The 20,607-nt window shown below is 66.0% G+C and carries 20 protein-coding genes and 1 pseudogene; 12 read left to right on the top strand and 9 right to left on the bottom strand.

What is annotated here, in order from left to right:
* A pseudogene (locus tag WC585_RS15430) lies at nt 1-175 on the bottom strand (MFS transporter); the annotation flags it as partial.
* A gap of 70 nt (nt 176-245) precedes the next feature.
* Here WC585_RS15430 and WC585_RS15425 point away from each other — a divergent pair.
* The 3 genes from WC585_RS15425 to WC585_RS15415 are packed head-to-tail and all read left to right on the top strand — an operon-like array spanning nt 246 to nt 1,824.
* A complete protein-coding gene (locus tag WC585_RS15425; RefSeq protein WP_035308120.1) occupies nt 246-521 on the top strand; it encodes a metal-sensing transcriptional repressor in 276 nt (91 codons plus the stop codon).
* 7 nt (nt 522-528) lie between these two features.
* Entirely contained in the window at nt 529-1,647 is a 1,119-nt protein-coding gene (locus tag WC585_RS15420; RefSeq protein ID WP_271145752.1) for a nickel/cobalt efflux transporter, read from the top strand.
* A 9-nt stretch (nt 1,648-1,656) separates the two neighbouring features.
* Nucleotides 1,657-1,824, top strand: a complete 168-nt coding sequence (locus WC585_RS15415; protein ID WP_081836171.1) for a DUF1289 domain-containing protein — start codon at nt 1,657-1,659, stop codon at nt 1,822-1,824.
* 204 nt (nt 1,825-2,028) lie between these two features.
* Here WC585_RS15415 and WC585_RS15410 read toward each other — a convergent pair whose 3' ends face one another.
* On the bottom strand, nt 2,029-2,436 hold the full coding sequence (locus WC585_RS15410; protein ID WP_081836172.1) for a thermonuclease family protein: 408 nt from the start codon (nt 2,434-2,436) through the stop codon (nt 2,029-2,031).
* A 195-nt stretch (nt 2,437-2,631) separates the two neighbouring features.
* Between WC585_RS15410 and radC the strand changes: the two genes are divergently transcribed.
* From radC to WC585_RS15390, 4 genes are all read left to right on the top strand, one after another.
* Nucleotides 2,632-3,237 carry a DNA repair protein RadC gene (gene radC, locus WC585_RS15405; RefSeq protein ID WP_373258767.1) on the top strand — a complete coding sequence of 202 codons (606 nt, stop codon included), beginning with the start codon at nt 2,632-2,634 and terminating at the stop codon, nt 3,235-3,237.
* 7 nt (nt 3,238-3,244) lie between these two features.
* Complete coding sequence (locus WC585_RS15400; protein WP_081836174.1) at nt 3,245-4,204, top strand: toprim domain-containing protein; 960 nt, start codon at nt 3,245-3,247, stop codon at nt 4,202-4,204.
* On the top strand, nt 4,201-6,279 hold the full coding sequence (locus WC585_RS15395; RefSeq protein WP_035308125.1) for a ParB N-terminal domain-containing protein: 2,079 nt from the start codon (nt 4,201-4,203) through the stop codon (nt 6,277-6,279). The genes WC585_RS15400 and WC585_RS15395 overlap by 4 nt, the downstream gene beginning before the upstream one ends.
* Nucleotides 6,280-6,443: 164 nt before the next feature.
* Nucleotides 6,444-10,706, top strand: coding sequence for a strawberry notch-like NTP hydrolase domain-containing protein (locus tag WC585_RS15390; protein ID WP_373258766.1), 4,263 nt, complete (start codon nt 6,444-6,446; stop codon nt 10,704-10,706).
* A 5-nt stretch (nt 10,707-10,711) separates the two neighbouring features.
* On the opposite strand, the gene WC585_RS15385 is transcribed toward WC585_RS15390, so the two are convergent.
* Both WC585_RS15385 and WC585_RS15380 read right to left on the bottom strand, forming a co-directional pair.
* Nucleotides 10,712-11,143 (bottom strand): type II toxin-antitoxin system VapC family toxin, encoded by a 432-nt coding sequence (locus tag WC585_RS15385; protein WP_035305778.1) that lies wholly within the window; start codon nt 11,141-11,143, stop codon nt 10,712-10,714.
* On the bottom strand, nt 11,140-11,748 hold the full coding sequence (locus tag WC585_RS15380) for a DUF433 domain-containing protein (protein ID WP_035305776.1): 609 nt from the start codon (nt 11,746-11,748) through the stop codon (nt 11,140-11,142). The genes WC585_RS15385 and WC585_RS15380 overlap by 4 nt, the downstream gene beginning before the upstream one ends.
* A 193-nt stretch (nt 11,749-11,941) precedes the next feature.
* Here WC585_RS15380 and WC585_RS15375 point away from each other — a divergent pair, with 193 nt between their 5' ends.
* The 3 genes from WC585_RS15375 to WC585_RS15365 all read left to right on the top strand — a co-directional run bounded on the left by WC585_RS15375 (nt 11,942) and on the right by WC585_RS15365 (nt 13,334).
* Entirely contained in the window at nt 11,942-12,286 is a 345-nt protein-coding gene (locus tag WC585_RS15375; RefSeq protein WP_260394869.1) for a hypothetical protein, read from the top strand.
* A gap of 35 nt (nt 12,287-12,321) precedes the next feature.
* Nucleotides 12,322-12,750, top strand: a complete 429-nt coding sequence (locus WC585_RS15370) for a single-stranded DNA-binding protein (protein WP_035305768.1) — start codon at nt 12,322-12,324, stop codon at nt 12,748-12,750.
* Between the two features lie 119 nt (nt 12,751-12,869).
* Nucleotides 12,870-13,334, top strand: coding sequence for a GcrA family cell cycle regulator (locus WC585_RS15365; protein ID WP_035305766.1), 465 nt, complete (start codon nt 12,870-12,872; stop codon nt 13,332-13,334).
* A gap of 382 nt (nt 13,335-13,716) precedes the next feature.
* Here WC585_RS15365 and WC585_RS15360 read toward each other — a convergent pair whose 3' ends face one another.
* Nucleotides 13,717-13,938: a hypothetical protein gene (locus WC585_RS15360; RefSeq protein WP_035305764.1), complete on the bottom strand. Its 222-nt coding sequence runs from the start codon at nt 13,936-13,938 to the stop codon at nt 13,717-13,719.
* 397 nt (nt 13,939-14,335) lie between these two features.
* On the opposite strand from WC585_RS15360, the gene WC585_RS15355 reads away from it, so the two are divergent.
* Together WC585_RS15355 and WC585_RS15350 are read left to right on the top strand one after the other, a co-directional pair.
* The gene (locus WC585_RS15355; protein ID WP_035305761.1) at nt 14,336-15,253 is read left to right on the top strand and encodes a DUF2493 domain-containing protein; all 918 of its coding nucleotides are present in this window, start codon (nt 14,336-14,338) and stop codon (nt 15,251-15,253) included.
* 331 nt (nt 15,254-15,584) lie between these two features.
* Nucleotides 15,585-16,823, top strand: a complete 1,239-nt coding sequence (locus WC585_RS15350) for a DUF3363 domain-containing protein (RefSeq protein ID WP_035305757.1) — start codon at nt 15,585-15,587, stop codon at nt 16,821-16,823.
* 451 nt (nt 16,824-17,274) lie between these two features.
* Here WC585_RS15350 and WC585_RS15345 read toward each other — a convergent pair whose 3' ends face one another.
* The 4 genes from WC585_RS15345 to WC585_RS15330 all read right to left on the bottom strand — a co-directional run bounded on the left by WC585_RS15345 (nt 17,275) and on the right by WC585_RS15330 (nt 20,387).
* The gene (locus WC585_RS15345; protein WP_155988052.1) at nt 17,275-17,619 is read right to left on the bottom strand and encodes a hypothetical protein; all 345 of its coding nucleotides are present in this window, start codon (nt 17,617-17,619) and stop codon (nt 17,275-17,277) included.
* Between the two features lie 57 nt (nt 17,620-17,676).
* On the bottom strand, nt 17,677-18,258 hold the full coding sequence (locus tag WC585_RS15340; protein ID WP_035305748.1) for a hypothetical protein: 582 nt from the start codon (nt 18,256-18,258) through the stop codon (nt 17,677-17,679).
* Nucleotides 18,259-18,667: 409 nt separating this feature from the next.
* Nucleotides 18,668-19,420 carry a hypothetical protein gene (locus WC585_RS15335; protein WP_035305746.1) on the bottom strand — a complete coding sequence of 251 codons (753 nt, stop codon included), beginning with the start codon at nt 19,418-19,420 and terminating at the stop codon, nt 18,668-18,670.
* A gap of 46 nt (nt 19,421-19,466) precedes the next feature.
* On the bottom strand, nt 19,467-20,387 hold the full coding sequence (locus WC585_RS15330; RefSeq protein ID WP_035305744.1) for a HEPN domain-containing protein: 921 nt from the start codon (nt 20,385-20,387) through the stop codon (nt 19,467-19,469).
* Between the last annotated feature and the right edge of the window lie 220 nt (nt 20,388-20,607).

The following is a 20,607-nucleotide window of genomic DNA, read 5'->3' as shown; positions in this document are numbered from 1 at the left end:
TATAGGCGATCATCTTGATGGCCAGGGCCATCCCCAAGACTTCGCCGGCATTGGCCCCGGCCAGATCATGCGCCAGCAGACCCAGCGCCACCGTCGCCATGCCCGTGCCGAGCAGGGCCGCGACCTGGGCGATGAACAGATGCCGGTAACCGGCATGGCGAAGCGGTGAAAACATCGAACGTCGTCCTGCGGCGGGTAACCAAGAGAGGCTGGTCTTATCCCCTCCAGGGGGATAGCATAGCCTCATGGCTCACGTCGTCCACGAATCCCACCCCGAGATCATCAATCGGCTGAAGCGCGCCGAGGGTCATCTGCGCAAGACCATCGCCATGATCGAGGGTGGGCGAACGTGTCTGGATCTCGCCCAGCAGCTTCATGCGATCGAGAAGGCCGTGGCGGCGGCCAAGAAGACCCTGATCCACGATCACATCGACCATTGCCTCGCCCATGCGGCCGAGGGCGACCCGGCCGAGGCCCGTCGGGCCATGGCCGAGTTCAAAGACATCACCAAATACCTGTGAGACGCCGATGACCCCGTTTGCAGACCTGCTCGCGCAGGGCTCGGCCCATGCCTGGCTGTTCATTCCTTCCGCCCTGCTGCTGGGAGCCTTGCACGGGCTGGAGCCCGGCCACTCCAAGACGATGATGGCGGCCTTCATCGTCGCGGTGCGCGGTACGGTCTGGCAGGCGATCCTGCTGGGTTTGTCGGCGACGCTGTCCCATACGGCCATCGTCTGGGCCATCGCCCTGACCGGGCTCTACTTCGGCCAGTTTTTCGACATCGAAGCCTCGGAGGGCTGGTTCCAGCTGGCCTCGGCCGTGATCATCCTCGGTGTCGCCGCATGGATGCTCTTCGCCACATGGCGCGAGCAGAACGCCGTCCACAACGAGCATGATCGTGACCACGACCATGACCACGACGAGACGCGCTGGATCGACACCGGCCATGGCGTCGTCAGCCTGAGTATCTTCGAGGACGGCGTGCCCCCACGGTTCCGGTTCGCTCCGGAGAAAGGGCCGGTTCCGAGGGCCGACGACGTCATCGTCGCAACCACCCGGGCGGACGGCTCCGTCCAGACATTCCACTTCGAGACACGCGACGGTTATCTCGAATCGGCAGACGTCATTCCTGAACCCCATGCGTTCACCGCAAGGCTGGTCCTGGGCCACGGCAATCACACCCACGAGTTCGATGTCGAGTTCGCCGAACACGATCACGAACACGCTCATGACCACGGCGGGCTTGATGTCTCGGACCCCGGCTATCAGGACGCCCACGAACGCGCCCACGCCAACGACATCAAGAAGCGGTTCGCCAACCGCAAGGTGACCACTTGGCAGATCATGCTCTTCGGCCTGACAGGCGGCCTGATCCCGTGCCCGGCCTCGATCACCGTCCTGCTGCTCTGCCTGCAGCTGAAGCAGGTGGCCTTGGGTGCGACCCTCGTCCTGTGCTTTTCGATCGGATTGGCGGCGACCATGGTCACCGTCGGTGTCGCAGCGGCGATCGGGATGCGGCATGCGGAGAAGCGCTGGTCGGGAGGTTTCGCGGCTTTTGCACGAAAGGCGCCCTATTTTTCAGGGGTTCTGATCGCTGTCGTCGGCCTGGTCTTGACCTGGCAGGCCGTCGTCTCCCTGGCCCGGTAGACAGGTGGGATGGCCAAGACACCCTGTATCGATGTCTGCACTTTCGACGCCCGCTCCGGTTTTTGCGCAGGCTGTGGACGCACGCGGTTGGAAGTCGCGGGGTGGCGCAAACTCACTCCGCATCAGAGGAAAACCATCGAACGCGACTTGCGACGTCGCCTGACGGGACGCTCGTAGGGCGCCTCGCATCCACATACTTGCCGCAGCGATCCGCCTATGACCTTGGGCCCCCGCGAGCCGACGACTTCCTCCTAGCTGATGGCTCGCAGGGAACTCGGAAGGGAAGTGGCCAAGGGGTCCGACATGCGCGCGGATGGACGAGGGGACTGCCACTCCAAGTTGGATTTCGGCAGGGCTTGCGGGGTCCAGCAGGCTCGCGTCCTAATCTCCCCCTTCGCGTCCACCGGCGGCACGCAGCAGGTCGCCGACCCTTCGACCATTAAGGCGGCATGAGGCAATCACCCGATCATAGACGATGACGCGACCGTTACGACCGCGAACCGCCACGCACGTCAGGACACGTCCGCGAACCAAGCCCGACAATCGGTCCCGGTCAGCGCGTCCGGTCGGACTGTGGAGCTCGGGGGCGTTAAAATCCGACAGCCGGACCTCAATCCAGGTCGAGGGGTCACTGTTGGGGCCCGCACACAGGCTGTCACCGTCACCGATGTAGCGCACCAGACCGGAGAAGGACGCGCCCGCGCGGTCAGGCAAACGGCCCTCGCACGGATCCGCGTGGGCGACGGCGGGAGCGAGGAGAAGACCAGTGAGGATCAGGAGCCATTTCATGGGCGCAGCCTGAAGCCATCGCCCCTCTTAGCCAACGGGCATTGGAGAAAAAGGAAGGGCGGGGGGTGGTCGCCCCGATCCGGGGCCAGCAGCCCCTGGAGCCCCGCGATGCGACCCTTGTCCTCATCAACATTCAGGCCTTCCGGCCTGCGTTCGGGAGACCTGTTCGCGGCGTCGCCGGGCCTTGAGCAGGAGATGGACGACGCCACCCTTCTTTCCCTGCTGATGACACGCACCATGCCGGAGCGTGACATCGCGCAGGCTGCAGCGACCTTGCTGGCGGTGTTCGGCACGGTCGCCGCCGTCGTCGCGGCGGATCCGCACGAGCTGGCGCGGGCCGCCACGCTCGACGCGACCACGATCACGGATCTCAAGATGTTGCGCCGGCTGAGTATCAGGTTGGCCCGATCGGAGGCCTGCCGCCGCCCCGTCCTGTCATCATGGTCCGCCCTGGTCGCCTATGTTCGCTCGGCCCTGGCCCACGAACCGAGAGAGCAGTTCCGCGCCCTGTATCTCGACAAGAAGAACATCCTGCTTCGGGACGAATTCCGGGCCGAAGGCACGGTCGATCACGCCCCGGTCTACCCCCGTGAAGTCGACCGGCGGGCGCTGGAACTCTCGGCTTCGGCGCTCATCCTTGTCCACAATCATCCGTCCGGCGACCCGGCCCCGTCACGGGCCGATATCGAGATGACCCGCAGGATCGTGGACGCCGCCGGCGTTTTCGGCCTGCAAGTGCACGACCATCTCGTCATCGGCCGTCAGGGTACGGCGAGCTTCAAACAGCTCGGCCTGATCTGAGGCGGCCATGACCCTTCACGCGATTGTCGCCGCCCTGGGCGGCGACCTCTATGCCGGAGGTTCGCGCGCCAGCATCCCCGCACCCGGCCACAGCACGGCGGACCGTTCGGTTTCGTTGATGCTGGCCGATGATCGGGTCATCATCCACGGATTCGGCGGCGCCGATTGGCGCACCGCACGGGATGATCTTCGCCTTCGCGGCTTTATCGATGACGCCGGTCGGCTCACCGGCGGCGGGCGCGGACGGTCCTCATCGCCGAGACCGGACCGGCGCCTTCGCGTCGAGACCGCATCGCGTCTGTGGACCGCGACGACGGAGCGACCGCCCCACGGTCCGGCCAGTCTCTATCTGCGACGGCGCGCAGTCATGACCGGAGCCGCCGCTTACAATCTTCGCCTGCACCCCTCCGCGCCACTGTCGGTCTATCAGAGTGGTAGGCGCGTGCGTCCCGCTCTGATCGCCCGGGTCAGCGACGCCGAGGATCGTCTGACGGCGGTCGAGCTGACCTATCTCGAGACCAATGGTCTGCCCGCCGGCGGTCTGCGCCTGGCCCGAAAGACTGTGGGTCAGGTCCCGCCCGGCGCGGCCGTTCGCCTCTCGCCTGCGGCCGAAGAGATGTTGGTGGGCGAAGGGGTGGTCACGACCCTGTCGGCCATCGACCGCTTCGGTCTTCCCGGCTGGGCTCTTATGGCCGCCAATAACCTCGTCGCCTGGAGCCCGCCCGCCTGGGTGCGCCGGGTCCTGATCGCCGCTGACCGTGGCGAGGCCGGTGAGGCGGCGGCTGCCCGGCTCCGCCGCCGCCTGGTGAATGACGGTCTCAAGGTTGAGGTGTCATGGCCCGAGCCGCCGTTCGGCGACTGGAACGAGGTCGCGGTCGCGGCGGCGTCGCAAAGGGGGAGCGAGGGCTCTGAGGGGCGCCGGAGTGACGGGGATGGCCCCCGTCGCCCGGCAGGAGAGACCTCATGACCGACCTCGTTCCCGTCATCACCTCAACAACCTCTGTTCCTGAAACCCCAACCCCGGCCGTCATCTTCACGCCCGTGGAACGCATCGTCCGCCTCGGGGATCTCGGCATCGCGCGAGAGAACCTGCGCTATGGCGAACCGCCCGACGACGATATTCCGACCCTGGCCGCCACCCTGAAGGCGGCCGGTCAGTTGCAGCCCGTGACCGTCAGGCCCGGTCGCGGCAAAAAGGAGCAGCCGTTCATGGCCCTAGACGGTCGTCGTCGTCGTCTGGCGCTGGCGAGCCTGCTGGAGGCCGGCGACATCGACGAGGACTATCCTGTCCGGACCTATGTCGAGACCGATCCGGCGCGCCAGGCGGCGGCGGTGCTTTTGACCAACACCGCCGTGCCGGTCCATGTGGCCGATGTCATCGCCGCCATTGGCCGGATGCTGAAGTCGAAACTGACGATCACCGCCATGGCGCGGGCGCTCGGTTATGACGAGATCGAGATCAAACGGCTGGCCGCCTTGTCCGGGGTCGCGCCGGCCGCTCTGGTGGCGCTGAAAGCGGGCCGGATCACGCTTCGCCAGACCCGGCTGCTGGCGCGCCTGCCGGACCTTCAGGAGCAGAAAGACATCGCCCAGATGACGCTGGACGGCCAGGGCTTCCAGGAATGGCGGGTGAAGGAGCGGCTCGACGACAGCCGGGTCACCACGCGCGATCGCCGCTGCGCCCTGGTCGATCCTCAGGCCTATGCTGACGCCGGGGGGCGGACGGAGAGCGATCTGTTCGGTGAACTGCCGCCGGTCCTGCTCGACCCCGACATCCTGACCGAGGTCTGGACCCGTCGCGCACGTGGGATCGCGGCCGTGTTCGAGGCCGAAGGGATCTCGGTTCACGTGACCGCCGGCCCGGAGCCAGAGCTTCCCGACGATCTGGAGGCGCTCGGCTATGTGTATGGCGGTTCACTCCCCGCCGAAGAGATGGCGCGCTACCGGGCGCAGAGGGAGGTGTTCAACGACCGGACCGAGAAGGCCCGCATCGCCCTGGCAGACGTCGAGCACCCCGACGTGGCTGATCTGGCGATCGTCGACATGATCCACGCCAAGATTGCATCAGACCAGACTGGATGCGGGGGCCGGGTCGTGACCACGATGGTCCTGTGGCCGGCCGCGGAGGCAGGCGTCGAAGTCCGCTGCTACACGCCGGAGGAACCCGAGATCGACGAAGAGGATCAGGACGCCGCGCCGGAGGCCGCGCGTCGGACCGCGGCGCCACCGGCCTATGTTCCGCCGGAAGTCGAGGCTCCGGAGCCGGAGACAGAAGGCGTCAACCATGCCCTTCACGCCGTGCGGACCGATGTGGCGACGCGGGGTCTGATCCGCGCGCTGGCCGACGATCCCGGGGCGGCGCTTACAGCCTTGATCGCGCGGCTGTTCACCGTCCTCGTTCGACGCGCGCACGTCGCGCGGTCGGACTCGGCCTTGGCCATCACCGCCAGCGGGTTCAATCCCGCGAACAGCCGGGTCATCGAGGCTCTGGATGGTGACGTTCGTCGACGGCTCGAGGATCGTCGCACGGCCTGGGAAGCGTCCGGCGAGACCGTCATCGCCTGGGTCCACGGCCTTGCCCACGGCGAGAAGATGGGATTGCTGGCGGAGTTGACCGCCATCAGCCTCGACGTCCGGGAGGAGAAGACCTTCTCCATCCGCCGCAGCGCCCGGGCCGAGGCGGCGGAGCTGGCCGCTCTCTGCCAAGCGGACATCACTCTCCACTGGACGCCCGACGCCCCCTTCCTGCAGCCCCACTCCAAGGGCCTGCTGACCGGCATGCTCGACACCATGGGCGCCGAGGACGAGCGGGCGAAGACGCTCCGCAAGACCGAGCTGGTCGACTGGGTGGCCGAACAGGCCGCGCAACGGACCTGGGCTCCGGCCGCCCTGTCATGGGCCGCCCCGATCGACGCCGATCAGGATGCCCCGGACATCGAGGACCAAGCCGCCGGCGATGGCGTCGATGAGGACGACGAAGGGGCCGGCGCCTTCGTCGTCACTCCGGCGGGCAAGGCGGCCTTGGACGTCGCCGCCGCCTGATTATCCGCACACGGAAACACCGCCCCGGCGACCTGCCGGGACGGTGTTTCTCTGTCGTCGTGCGCATCGACGCGACTGTCGGGGAGACGAAGGGAGGGCGGGGCGAAGCGAGCCTGGAGGACCGAGAGGGAGGAGCCCTCCGCTCCAGGCGATCGGAGCCTTCCATGTCAACGATCCGCAACCTGTCGCTGTTCGCCGACCTCGCCGTCGGGAATCTCCCCGCCAACATCCTGGCCGCTGCCCGTGCATTGGCCATCCATCTTGCCCGCTCCCGCCCGCTGGATCGACGTCTCGTGGCCGAGGTGATGACCACCGCGTTCGGAGCGTCCGACGCCGAGGGCGGCTGGACCTGGCGCGACGCCTATGACGCTATCGAGGGCGCGACGGTGCTTCAGATCCGCCGCCTCGCGCCGCAGATCGCCCGGCTCGAGGACGCCCCGGCCGAGATCGCCGCTCTGCTCGCCGCGGTCTCAGCGCTTGGCCTGACCCACAGCCGGCGCAGTGAGGAACAGGTCGCGCTGGACCAGTTCTCCACCCCGCCCCAACTCGCCGCCCTCGCGGTGCTGGCGTCGCAGGTTCGGCCGGGCGACCTCGTGCTGGAGCCCTCGGCCGGGACCGGATTGCTGGCCGTAGTGGCCGAAGCGTGCGGGGCGAGCCTGACGTTAAACGAGCTTGCGCCCACGCGCGCCGCGCTCCTCGACGGACTGTTCGCCAAGGCGACGCGCCGGCGGCACGATGGCCGCCATCTACCCGACCTCCTCGGGGACGCCGGGGCGTTCGACGTCGTGGTCTGCAACCCGCCGTTCTCGGATCTTCAGGCCCATCTTATCGCGTCGGTCAAGGTTCTGGCGGACGGCGGCCGGATGGCGGCGATCGTGCCCCTCACCGCCCTTGCCGACACCGATCTGAGGCGGGTGCTCGAAGGCCACGGCGTCATGGTGGCCGCCGTGGCGTTTCCCGCGCGCGCTTTCGCCAAACACGGCACCTCGGTCGAGACCGGCCTGCTGGTTATGGATCGCGGCGGGACAGCCGTCTGGGACGGCCTTCTTCACCAACCCGAGGATCTGGAGGCGACCGCCCGGATTCTCGCGAGCCTTCCGAATCGCGGCACCGCCCGCCCGCGCGTGCGGTTGACGTTGGACGCCGCCGCCTTCCTCGCGCCGCGCGACCGCGGGCTGGCCCTTCCCGCAGGCCGACTGGCCTTCCTGGCCGGAGCAACACCCCTGGCCTATGAGGCGCGGCCCTGGGCTGGAGAGGGCCGGGACGTCGGCCTCTATCAGGCGCATGCCCTGGCGCGGATCGTCCTGCCCGATCCCCGGCCTCACCCTTCACCCCTGGTCGAATCCGGGCCCATGGCCTCAGTCGCGCCGCCCGCGCCGACCTACCGGCCGGTGTTGCCGCCGGCGGTGCTCATCCAGGGCCGGATCTCCGACGCCCAAACGGAGACGGTGATCTACGCCGGCGAGGCCCATGCGGCCTTCCTGCCCGGCCGGTTCCGCCTCGGCGAAGCACCGCATGAGGTGGCGCTCGTGCGCGATGATCAAAGCGAAGCGTTCGCCTTCCGTCGGGGTTTCTTCCTCGGCGACGGCACCGGCTGCGGCAAGGGGCGGCAGATCGCCGCCATCGTCGCAGACAACATGAGCCAGGGGCGCGTGCGCGCAGTCTGGCTCTCCCGCAATGACGCCCTGCTGGAGGACGCCCGGCGCGACTGGGGCGCCATCGGCGGCGGGGCCCACGACATCGTGCCGCTGTCGAGCTGGAAGCAGGGAGACGGGGTCCGGCTGGACCGGGGTATTCTGTTCACCACCTACGCGACCCTGCGTCAGCCGGCGCGGGGCGTCCGTCCCTCCCGCCTCGACCAGATCGTCGCCTGGCTGGGCGAGGACTTCGACGGCGTCATCGCCTTCGATGAAGCCCACGCCATGGCCAACGCGGCCGGTGGCGGCAAGGGCGCGCGTGGGACCAAGAAGGCCTCGCTGCAGGGCATGGCGGGGCTGGCGCTGCAGAACCGTCTGCCGAACGCCAGGATACTTTATGTCTCGGCCACGGGCGCCACCACGGCCGAGAACCTCGCCTATGCCGCACGTCTTGGCCTGTGGGGCGGGCCCGAAGCGCCGTTCATGTCCCGCGCCGACTTCCTGGACGCCATGGACCGGGGCGGGGTCGCGGCCATGGAGCTGGTCGCACGCGAGCTCAAGGCGCTCGGGCTTTATGTGGCGCGATCGCTGTCGTTCGAGGGCGTCGAGTACGAACCCCTGGTCCATCCGCTGATGCCAGACGACGTCGGCGTATGGGACCAGTGGGCCGACGCCTTCCAGCTGATCCACGCCAATCTGGCAGAGGCGCTGAAGGCGACCGGTCTCAGCGACGACGCTGGCAAGCCGAAGAGCGCGATGGCGGCTTCCGCGGTCCACTCCGCTTTCGAGGGCGCTAAACTGCGCTTCTTCGGTCACCTTCTGGCTGGCCTGAAGGCGCCGAGCCTGATCGCGTCAATCCGCGACGACCTCGCCTCGGAGCGCTCGGCCGTGGTCCAGATTGTCTCCACAAACGAGGCGGTGATGGAGCGGCGGCTGTCCTCGATCCCGCCCGAGGAATGGAACAACCTATCCATCGACCTGACGCCGCGAGAATACGTCCTCGACTATTTGCGCGAGGCCTTTCCCGTGCATCTGATGGAGGCGGTCGAGGACGATGACGGCAATGTCACCATGGTCCCGGTCATAGACGACGGTCGTCCCGCCCTCAGTCAGGAGGCGTTGGCCCGACGCGAGGCCCTGATCGAGAAGATGGCCTTGCTGCCCGCTGTGCCGGGCGTGCTCGACGCCCTGCTGGAAGCTTTCGGGACCGACGCGGTCGCCGAGATCACGGGCCGGTCGCGCCGGGTGGTGGTGAGGGACGGTCGTCGCGTCGTGGAGCGGCGGGGCGCCTCCGCGGCCCGCGCCGAGACCGACGCTTTCATGTCGGGCCGCAAGCGGGTGCTGATCTTCTCCGACGCCGGCGGAACCGGCCGCAGCTACCATGCCGACCTGTCGGCTCCGAACCAGCAGCGGCGGGTCCACTATCTGGTCGAACCGGGCTGGCGGGCCGACGCCGCCATCCAGGGCCTTGGCCGCTCCCACCGGACGCATCAGGCATCCGCGCCCCTGTTCCGGCCCGTCACCACCGACATCCAGGGCGAGAAGCGGTTCACCTCGACGATCGCGCGCCGGCTGGACTCTCTGGGCGCGCTCACGCGCGGCGAACGGCGCACCGCCGGAGCCGGCCTGTTCCGCGCCGAGGACAATCTGGAGAGCCCTTGGGCGCGCCGGGCATTGCTGGTCTTCTACGGCGCACTGGCCTTCGGGGAGCTGGACTCGACGACGCTTGAGACCTTCGTGGCCAAGACGAGCTTGAAGCTGCTCGACGACGACGGCGGCCTCAAACCCTCCGACGACCTGCCGCCGATCCATACCTTCCTGAACCGGCTTCTGGCGCTGCGCATCGCCGACCAGAACGCCTTGTTCGCGGACTTCGACCGCATCCTGTCCGGCATCCTCGATCGAGCCGCCGCCTCCGGTGAACTGGACCGCGGGCTGGAGGACATCGAGGCCGAGGAACTGGAGGTCACGGATCAGGAAGTGATCCGGACCGATGTCTCGACCGGCGCCGAGACGGCTCTGGTGACCTTCTCGCTCAAGGTAAGGCGCGAGATCCTCGTCGCCGACGCCGCCCTGACTTGGGCGAAGGATGTCGCCCACCAGCTGGTCGTCAACGAGAAGTCGGGCCGCGCCGCGATTGCGGAACTCGGCTTGACCACCTCGACGGACGAGAACCGCCTGATCACCGCCGTGCGGCTGGTTCGGCCCGACGATCGCCAGACGATGGCCGAGAAGACGTTCGAGGAGTCGGCGTGGAAGCCAGCGGAGGTTTCGACCTGGCGGCGGGTCTGGGACCAAGAGGTCGCCGGGACCGACCCTTGGCGGACGCGCGAACTGACGCTTGCCACGGGATTGCTGTTGCCGATTTGGGGCCGGTTGCCGGCGCGGGGTTGCTCGGTTCGCCGGGTCCGGGCGCCGGACGGACGCCGCTGGCTGGGGCGGGTTCTGGACCAGGTTCAGGCTCGAACTCTGAAGACGAGCCTGGGTCTGACCGACGTCGCCGAGGTTTGGGCGGACGGCGCGAGAACCGCCGCCACGATCCTCGACCGCAACGTCCAGCTATCGCTGGAGGGCGGGCTGTGGCTGAAGCGGTCCCGCGTTATGGACCGCTGGCGCATCGAGGTGGTGGGAGGCCGGACGGATCGCGACGCCCTGGTCGTCTCGGGCTGTTTCGTGGAGATCATCGCCTACACGCCTCGGGTCTTCGTCCCGGTTGAGCGGCCGACCGTGTTGGAGGCGGTGCTGCGCCGCCATCCGGTTCAGACCGTCCTCGACGGGCAGGCCGCCTGAGCGGGTCAGACCGGCGTCGCCTTCGGCGGGGACCGGGACGGGTTCAGAAGGGGGACGCCGCGACCCGTCACATCCTTGATATTGGCGGTGACGAGCGTCAGACCGTGGACCAGCGCGGTCGCGGCCAGGGCGGTATCCTCCTCGTCGCCGTCGCGCTCGGCCAGCATCCGGCCCCAGACGGCGGCCACGGCTTCGTCGATGGGCAGGATGCGGCCCGCATAGGCGGCGATGACCGCGTCCACGCCCTGTGTGATCGCCGCGGCGGCAGGATGGTCAGCGGCTGTCGCCCGCTCCGCTCCGTATCGCAACTCGCGGACAGTCATGGCGCTGATGCAGAGCTCGTGGTCATCGACCGACCGGAGCCAGGCCAGGATGTTGGCGGACGGTTTGGGCTTGCTGCTCTGGCTGACGACGTTGGTGTCAAGCAGATAGATCATCCCCTCGGCCGCATGAATGGCTCGAGCCCGCCAAGGTCGGCTCCCTGCATCGCGCGCTTCGCCGACGTCGCCGGGTAAGGGCGACCGGATTTGGGATGGGCGCGCGCATAAGCGGTCGCCGCCTTGATCTTGGCGAGCGACAGCGACGGGTAGTCCTCGAGGATCTCCTCATCGGTGGCTCCGCCTGCCGAGAGCGCCGCTAGGCGGTGGACCTCGATGTCGGTGCCTCTTACGACGGGAGCGCCGTGTTTGATCTCGATGGCGCGATCCACAGCCTCCAGCGCCTTCAGGCGTTGCGCGACATTTGTCCGATGCCGCTTCAACTGCACGATGAGCGGCCCGACAGAAACACTGGCGGACTGCGGAGACTCCTTGATCACGGCGACATACAGGTCGTCGAGCGCGGAAGGCGTCAGGGTGTGGCGATAGGTGGCCACCATGTCGAGATAGACGAGATCGGTCAGGCCGACGCATCGCACAGCGCGCTTGGCCGGACCTGAGGCCTCTGGCTTGAGTGGTCGGCGGTTGACGTCGCGTTTGATCGCGTCGAGCGGTTGATCAAGGACGAACGCCGCTTCGGGCAGAGTCCACTGGGGATCGGGCATCGAACAAGCCTCCTAATATGATCCAATATAGGATCACATTGTGGGTTCGGCAATGTCGGTGAGGCCCAGGATCGCGTGCGCGACCGAACACCGTCCAAAGGAGCGGAGGAAGGGAGTTTCCGGGTGAAGCGGGATTGGGGAGATCGGCTCCCCGACGGCTTCGGATATCCAGGAGACTGACATGCAAAACGTGATGTTCACCGGCCGATTGGCGGCCGACCCCCAGATCACCGACGACTTCGGCAAGGCGGTGTTTCGCCTGCTTGAAAGCCGCGGCGTCGACAACGCCGGCAAGGATCGGCTGGTCGGCGTCAACTGCGTGAGCTGGTCCAAAGGCCTCAACGAGAAGGTCATAGCCCGGGGCCTCGCGCAGGGGTGTGAGGCCGTGGTCATCGGCGCTTTCATCGACACCGCCTACGCGGCCAAGAACGGGACCGAGCGGACGGCCAAGGAACTGGTCATCAACCGGCTCACCGTCCTCGACTGGGCCGAGGAACGCGACATCCAGGACAGCAGCGCCGACCGCGCCGCCGCCTGATCCCTCATCAACATTCAATTCTCAGGAGACTGACCATGCAAACCGTGATCATCGAAGGCTATCTGACGGCCAACCCCTCCGTCCTCTCGGCTCAAGGCTCGGGCAAGAAGCGGGCAAGCTTCCGCGTGCTCGAGACTACCCGTTTCCGCAAGGCCGACGGCACGCCCGGCGAACGCACGACCGGCTTCAACTGCATCTGCTTCAACGAGGCGACGGCCGAGAAATACATCGGCCCGTTCGCCCGCAAAGGCAGCCGCGTCGTGATCCAGGGTCATGTCGAGAACGACACCTGGACCGGCAAGGACGGTGTCGAACACTACGACATGCGCGTGATCGTCGGGGATATCCGACTGAAGAACCGGCGCGAAGCTTCCGATGGCGCCGCCGAGGACGAGGGCGACTCCGGTCGCCAGGTCCAGGAGCCGGCCAGTGGCTACGACCTAAACGACGACATCCCGTTCTAGACAGCGGGCGAATGAGAGCGGCCCGGCGCGCGAGCGTCGGGCCGTTTCCTTTGGGGAGGGAGGGAAAGGCAGGGCGGCGCAGGGCGAGCCGATCGGGCTCGTCAGCATCGGAGCTTCCCATGACCGCCTCTGCCTGGACCGATGACCGCATCGGTCGTCTGAAGACACTCTGGCTCGAGGGCCAGACCGCCGAGCAGATCGCCCGCGATCTCGCCAATGGCATCACGCGCAGCGCCGTGCTCGGCAAGGTCCATCGCATAGGTCTGTCGGCGGGCCGTTCCGGCCGCCCGCCCAAAGGCTCTGACGCCCGTCCGAAGCCGGTCGGCCTCTCGCCGGCCAGGTCCCTGGCGACCCGGCCGATCGACGCTCGTCCCGTAGTCGCGGCTGAACATGGCCTGGCAACAGTCCTCTCGGTGCGGCGCTGCCAGTGCCGTTGGCCTTTCGGTGAGCCCGGAGCCGCTGACTTCAGTCTGTGCGGTCAACCGGTGACCCGGGGGGCCTTCTGTGCCTTGCATGCCGCCGTCGCCTATCGGCCGGCGGCGGACACTCCCCGCACCCTCGACCGGCTGGCGCTTCTCGACTGAGATCCGTCACGCCCTTGCTGCAATCTGAGACGATCTGAACGGCGGCCTCGACGAGGTCGCCGTTTGTATTTGGCCCGGGCAGCCAAGATCGGGCCGCCCGCTTGTCGGCCTCTGGCCGATCGAGGTCCCGACGCGGCCCCGGCCGCTGAGTTGAAAGTCGCCCGTCAGATTCTGCGCTGGGACCCGCGACGACTACGCGCGCCTTGCTTCTGGCTGGAATTCCCGAAAAAAAGGCGGCGCATGTCCTCGACATGGACGCCCGCAAGCGTGACATCAGCGGCCCCGTTCAGGGGGCGATGGAGGCCTTTCTTGGCAGGCTGGCGTCCCGTCGGCTGGACCGGTTCCGCCGCAGAATAAGGCCCGTAGACAGGCCGTCCTCTCTTCAGTGAACCGTCTCCCAGCCTCGCATCGGCGTGACGTCGTGGGAGCCCTCGGTTTGCACGAGAAGCTCCACGTCGCGGCCTGAGAGATGGATTTGCCGCGTCAGCTTTAATCCGGCGTCCTCCGCATCGACACGGAAGTCATATTCACCGATCTGCCGATCGTCTTTCATGACGCGCCATCCGCCTTGGGTTCGCAGCACGGCGACGGTGATCTTCTCCATACCAGGCTCCGACGTTTGAAGGACGGGTTGATTTAGCACCGCTGGTTTCTCTCATGCCAGTGAGTGAGCATCGGACTATTGCCTGCGGCGCCCTCAGACGTTCGCAACCGCGTAGCGCCGCCGGCTCGCCGACGCCGACGGACGGGAAGAGCGTTGTCTTGTCTTCCGTATCGGCGCAACGGCGCCGAGTGGTGTCGTCGTCGCGAAGGGCGACGACGACTTACCCCCACACAACGCCCTCCGATTTTGTCACAGCACCCCGGAAGTCAACGGCTTCGCCTTATTCCCTCCACGGAGGGCAAGCGGCCCTCCGCTCCGGTGACTGCCGGGGACCCCGCTGTGGCCAAAACCGGGGTCGTTGCGCATGGGGCGCTCGACATTCTCTAGGAATGTTCCAATGACCCGTTTCAACACTTCATCCTCCGCCTTGGCCGACCTGTCCGCTTCCCTGAACGAGGGAGGTTCGCTTCCGACCGAAGACGCCCTGGTTCAACTCGGGCGCGCGCTCATGACCGAGCTGATCGACGTCATCTCTGACACCGCGCTGGAGGATTTCCAGACCATCCTGGGAGAGGCCCTGATCGGCGCCTTCCATTCGGCGGCCGGGCGGATCGAACGCGATGCGGACCGGGCGCGCGATACGATGCGATCGCTCGACCGGGACTTCGACGGATCGGAAGCGGCTGACGTCGAACTCCAGGAAGCCACGGCGAAGGCCCGAGCAGGCGATGCGGCGACGCAGGCCTGCGAACTGATCCGGGACGCGGCGTCTGAGACCTGGACGGTCGCGACCGGGGAGGTCTGGACGGCCTGGCGGGGATCGCGGCGCGGCACCCATCTGACGGCGGCCCAGCTTGAGGCGAAACAGGCGATCCGGGCGATCAAGCAGCGGAAGTCCGGGGAGGCGGATCCGGGCGGTCCGGTGATCGCCTTCCGGGGCGCGCCGACGGCCGACAGCGCGGAGGATGCCGGTCGGATCTTCGACGCTCTGAACTGGGCGAAACAGGAATGGCCGGACATGGCTCTGGCGACGACCGGGGCGAAGGGCTCCGAGAAACTCGCGATCAAATGGGCCCAGCAGAAGGGGGTGAAGCTGATCCTCGCCCGCGCGGATTTCGACACCCACGGCAAGGCGGCTCCCTTCAGGGCGAACGACGAGCTCATCGCGCTCGAGCCGGAGGTCTGCCTGACCTTGGTCCATTCGCTGGCGGGGATGAGGGAGGACCACCGGCCGTTCGGACCTGCGCTCAACCTCGGGCAGAAGGCGATGGAGTCCGGGTTGCGGCATGTGCCCATCAAGGCCCGGGCCGCCTGAGAGACTGGACCTGAAAACAACGACCCGCTCGGCTTCGGCCGGGCGGGTTTTTGTTTGTCATCCGGCGGCTCGATCCGATCGACGGCCTGTGCAGCGTGTGTATCTCGCTTCCGGTCACCAACTATGATGACTGTTGATAGGGTATGTCGGCGTGTGATTTCGATGGATGACAATCTGCAAAAAGGGTCGGAGGGCAAGATAAAAGGGTGTTTTTGACTGCGCCGGTTTCTTCTATTCTGCCCGACAGTTAGCGGCAGCTCGGAGCATCATTGACGACTTGTCTTGAGTTGTCATCCTTCGAGCCTTCGCTCCATGCTCTGGAGGACTGCGAATGCTGATCCGGGACGCGATCGAGGGGCGGGTCTCAGCCCGTTCCGAGCGGACCGTCGACGCGGTGCACGTCGGCCTTCCCCTTTCCCTCAAGACCGAGCGGATGGATGTCAAAAGCGGCATGCTCAAGCGTCTGGCGAGTTCGAGGGCCTTTACGCTGGGAAACCGGTCAGGGGTGCTCAAGGCGGCTCAGAACCGGTCAGGTCGCGCCTTTCGTCTGGACGTTCGCCAGAAGGTCATCGTCAAGGCGCTGGTCTCGCGGCACATGGGCAAGGGCGCCGATCGGGGAGCCGCGCTCGCCAAGCATGTGGCCTACCTCGGGCGAGCGGGCGCCGGGGCGGAAGGCTCGCGGCCGGAGTTTTTCGACCCTGGTCTCGATGGCGTTCAACCCGGTTTTGAAACGGAAGGGTGGAGCCAGGACCGGCATCATTTCCGGTTCATCATCTCGCCGGAACATGGCGATCGGCTCGACATGAAATCCTATGTCCGCGAGGTCATGGGCCGGGTCTCGGCGGACCTCGGAGAGCCGAACCTGAAATGGGTGGCGACCTGCCATTTCGACACCGATCAACCTCACGCCCATGTGCTGGTCCGGGGTCGGCGCGAGGACGGGCGAGACCTCGTCATTCCGCGCGACTACATCGGCTATGGGTTTCGCGCGCGGGCGCAGGAAGTGGCGCAGGAGCGGCTTGGCGATCTCTCGCGGGTGGAGGCTGAGCGGCGCATCTGGAAGGAGACGGAGGCCGACCGCTTTACCGGTTTCGACCGGCGGCTGATCGCCGAGGCGGACAAGAACGGGATGGTCGATGACGGGGTCGGATCAACCGACGCCTGGGCGGCTCTGACGCGCGGGCGGCTGAGACATCTGGAACGGCTAGGGCTCGCGGGGCGGTCCGGGCGGCGGTATCGGCTCGACGGCGAGATGGAGACGAAACTGCGCACGCTCCAAGTGCGGCGGGACATCATCCGCACCCTCAATCAGCGTCGGCTGGAGGGCGCGAGGGATGTACGGGTTCTCGGCAGGGAGCCGGTGCGAGGTGTGGTCGTGAAAACGGGGTTTCATGATGAGGCAGGGGCTTCGCCGTGGGCGGTAGTGCGCGACGGATCGGGTGTGGAACACTACGCCAGGCTTCGGATGGGGTACGCCGGCGTCAAGATCGATCAGACGGTAGTGCTCGTTCCCTCGACTAACGGTCTGGCGCAACTGGTCACCGGCAGGGGCGCGAACCTCAGTCGGTGACTCGCCCCGGTTACCGGCGGAGCGCGCCATCCGGAGACAGGCAGACCGCTGCCGTGGGATAGGATTTGCCGAGGGTATGGAAGTCGTGGTCGCACGGACGAAGCACCCTCAAAATACGTTCCGGAGCCAATGGCTCGATCACGTGCAGGTCCCGTCCATTCTCTGTAACGCCACAGCCCTGGCGAGCAAGCCACCCACCTTCAATCGCCTCCACGACGAGGCCTCGCCGCCAGTCGGGGAGAAGATCGAATGGCAGCGCAATCTCGAGGACCGCGGGCTCGCCGATAAGCGCCAGCCGTTGGCCGAGGGGCGTTCCTGCGCGTGGGCGCGCCAACGCCTCGCCACCCCAGGATGCGAGGAGGCTGCACACATAGTCCTCCTCGGGGTGCCGAGGCGTGGAGGTCATGAAGACAGCCCCGTCCTTGACACCGAAGGAGTCCGTGTTCAGCTCTCAACATGCCGTCAGGCTCGCGACATCGTCGCTCGTCAGGTCGCCGGCATCCTGCCGCGTGCGTAGGCGCATATTGCGACGATGCTGACTCGTGGGCCACAGGCCTTCGCGCATCAGTAATTCCACCTCATCGGCGCAGAGACGCCCGTAGTGCCAGGCTCGGATGGTTACTCCCGCCATGGTGCGAGCGATCACGTCGAGCCCGAGCCGACGTGGCTCGTCCGTGGGGTCCGGCTCATAGCGATTCTGGGTGACGTTTAGCGTGTGGGCCACGAAAGCGCCGTCTACAGCACGGAGTGCTTCGATCACCGGTTCCGGAAAGGATGCGACATCCCAGACATCCATTACTCTCTCAGACGACATTCCCCCTCCTGTCGAGGAGGGGGAACAAAGTCCAGTTCGTTAACGTGAGCGACTGACCAGCCAGGATTCAGAGGGCGTGTGCCCTTCGCCAACCGCCTCGCGGTGATAGCTCGCAAGGCTCTCGATCGCCCGATGCATGGCGTAAGACGCGTCATCGTCAATGTCACGACTCGGGTAGTAAGGGCCTGCTTGGACCGGCGTGTGGATCGCATGTGAGCGGTCGAACCGGAACCACCCGCCCGGCAGAGGGCGCAGCTGAATGTCAACGATCTCGTGGATGCCTGGCAGTTGGAACTGGATGTGATCCTTCCTGAAGACGATGGGATGCAGTTGATCGAAGACGTCTTCGACGTACCGGTCTTCGCGGGGAAGCTCGGGGAAGTTGAACGTGATTTCAGAAGCTCCATGCAGTTCGCTGACCCGATCCGAAAACGCTTCCTGATCAAACGGCCGATACTGACCGTCGTCATCGTTCATCCAGGCTTGAAGGGCTGCGGCCGTTCCAAAGCCGAAGCCCCTCGCAATGGCCTCGGTAAGATGGCTCGAACGCACGTCCTGCTGGCCAGCGAGCGACCGCTTCAAAGATTTGAGATTAGAATGACTCAGATAGAAAACGCGCATTGTCGGTACCTCAGCAAATGGTCGAAGTTCGCCGATTACGCATCGACCTCTGTTGAGGATCGACAGGAGGTGCTTGATCTATCTGCCCGCTTTGACCCGGCGACAGGTCCGGCGAGACGGCCGTGAAACTCTTATAGCACAGCCTCGTGCGCATTGTCATTCATTGAAAGTCGATCGCGGGTGTGGCTGCTTCAGATCGGCGTAAGCCCAGGTTCTAGACCCGCCGTGATCTGACGAAACGTGCAGTTGCCGGGATGCGGGCAGAGATCCGTTGGGTCCTTGCAGGGCCAGCCCTAACTTGGGCCTATGCCTCCTGAGCAAATGCTCAGCCCTCAGCGTCGACTGTCTATGCCAGCAGGCATGCTCATGACCGCATTGCGCAAGGCGGTACCCCGACGAAGGTATCGGCCTAGACCCAGTTGGCGTAGCGCGTTTCCGCCTCAGGAATCTTGGCGAGGGAGGGCTTCGCCTTCGAGAGGAGGATGCGTGCGGCCAAGGTCTCCAGCCGGGTGGCAGCCTTGTCCTTCCATCCGTTCTTTATGGCCCAAGAGCGAATATCGGCAGGCGCGGCCTTGTGCCCCTTATTGCGCAGGATGCGGAAGGTTTGCTCGGCTAAGGCGTCGTCGGATGCGTGTAAGACTTCGGGTCCGAGATTGACTGATCGGCTCAGTGTCTTGAGGGCTTTCTCGACCTTGGGGTCTGCGATGAGGATGACTGGCGCGACCGCAGCCTGACCGTGCACCTGTGGCGTCCATCGCTTCGTCCAGCGGGAAACGGAGTCTGCCCAGCTCGGCACGACCACCACGCCCTCAACATTGGCTAGACCATCCACTTTATCGAGAGCCTGGTCGTCCGCGTAGTAGGCGATAACGACGACTTTCTCAGCGCCCGTCCGGAGCTGGGCGACAGCTTCCGCCAATAGAGTCACACCGCGGGGGAGGGTTACGCTCTGGCCCTCGGCGAGCGCCTTGGTGAACATTGCACCGAGGTGGCCCGCGATAGTCATGGACTTCATCTGGGCGCGGCTCGGGACCGCAAGGATAATCCGATGGGCATCCGTCTCTCCGGGGTCGCACAGATCGAGCCCATAGCTGAGCGCCTCGATCCAGGTGTTTGGATCATGAGGGTCGAGCGGGACGAGAATCCGGGGAATCTGGGGCAATCGCGATCCTGCTGTTCGGTGGGGGTCGGCTACCTTAGCCGATTGATCAGTCGGTTCGACCGGCCTGATCACGCAGGTCGGCTAACCGTTTCTGGCACGCCGCATCGATCAGGCCTCGCAGAATCCCGATCCGTTCAACGAGATATGCCAGCTCTTCGTCGGTGATCTTGAAATGCTTCGAATATCGACCCTTCACATAGGCGGCGCGAAGGAGCTCGAAACTGCGCCGCTGGAGCTTGGTCTCGTGAGGCCAAGCCTGCGCCAGACCAGGCACGAGGGGCTCCGTCAGCCGGCGCAGATTGGTCAGTTTGTGGGACTTCGGTGAATAGCCGGTGAGGACGAGCAACAGTCCGGCGTAGAGGGTTTCGACAGCCTGGTGCAGGAGGAAAGCCGCTTTTCGTGTGTAGCTCCGAGAGCGTGAAACATCTGCTAGGTCGATGAACTCGTCGGCGCTCTCGGTGGCTTCTTCGTAGGTGTCTTCTGCCTCCTGCAATGCCGTTTCCGGCGAGAGCACCATAGACTCGACAAAGTCCACCCCGGGCGTGTTCAGCAGGGTCACGCCGTCGCGGACGATGTCGATGAAAAATGATCGACCGTGCTCCAGCTTGTAGTTCACGTCATCAAGACTGTGGACGATAACGCTGACCGGGGTGCGCAACATTTGGCCGGAGGTGATGTCAGCCAGAAGCCGTTTTTCTGAGTCCTCCCAGAATTCGAAATCCGTCAGGTCCTCATGGTCGACGACGACGAGTAGGTCGAAATCCGAAAAATACCGCCCGACCGGGTCGTGAACCCAGTCGCCGCGCGCGTAGCTGCCGAACAGGATGATCTTGAGGATGCGTCCGTCGCGCAGGCGCTGCGCCTTGCGCGTGGAGGTCGCGACGGCAAACTCTTCCCGCAGGATGGCCACGGCGTGGTCCAGCTCCCGGCGTTTCGCAGGCGTCAATGACTTCAGAGGTTTCTTCATCGGTCCGAGTCTCTCTGATTGGCGGGCAGTCGGCAAGGAAAAGCACGGCTTGCGTGTTGTCTTGGGCGTTTTCGCGGGATGGGGAATCTGCCAGAATGAAGCTCAGCGGGTAGACGTGAATAGAGGTCGGTCTTCGGTCCGGGGAACGCGTGCTTCGGCAGGCGTTAGGATGCGGCCGCCCTTCAATCAGCGCGCCTCTTTGTCGGAGGATTCCAATGCC

Source organism: Brevundimonas sp., from assembly GCF_041648055.1.
GTDB lineage: Bacteria > Pseudomonadota > Alphaproteobacteria > Caulobacterales > Caulobacteraceae > Brevundimonas.
This window is presented reverse-complemented; position numbering and strand designations above follow the sequence as displayed.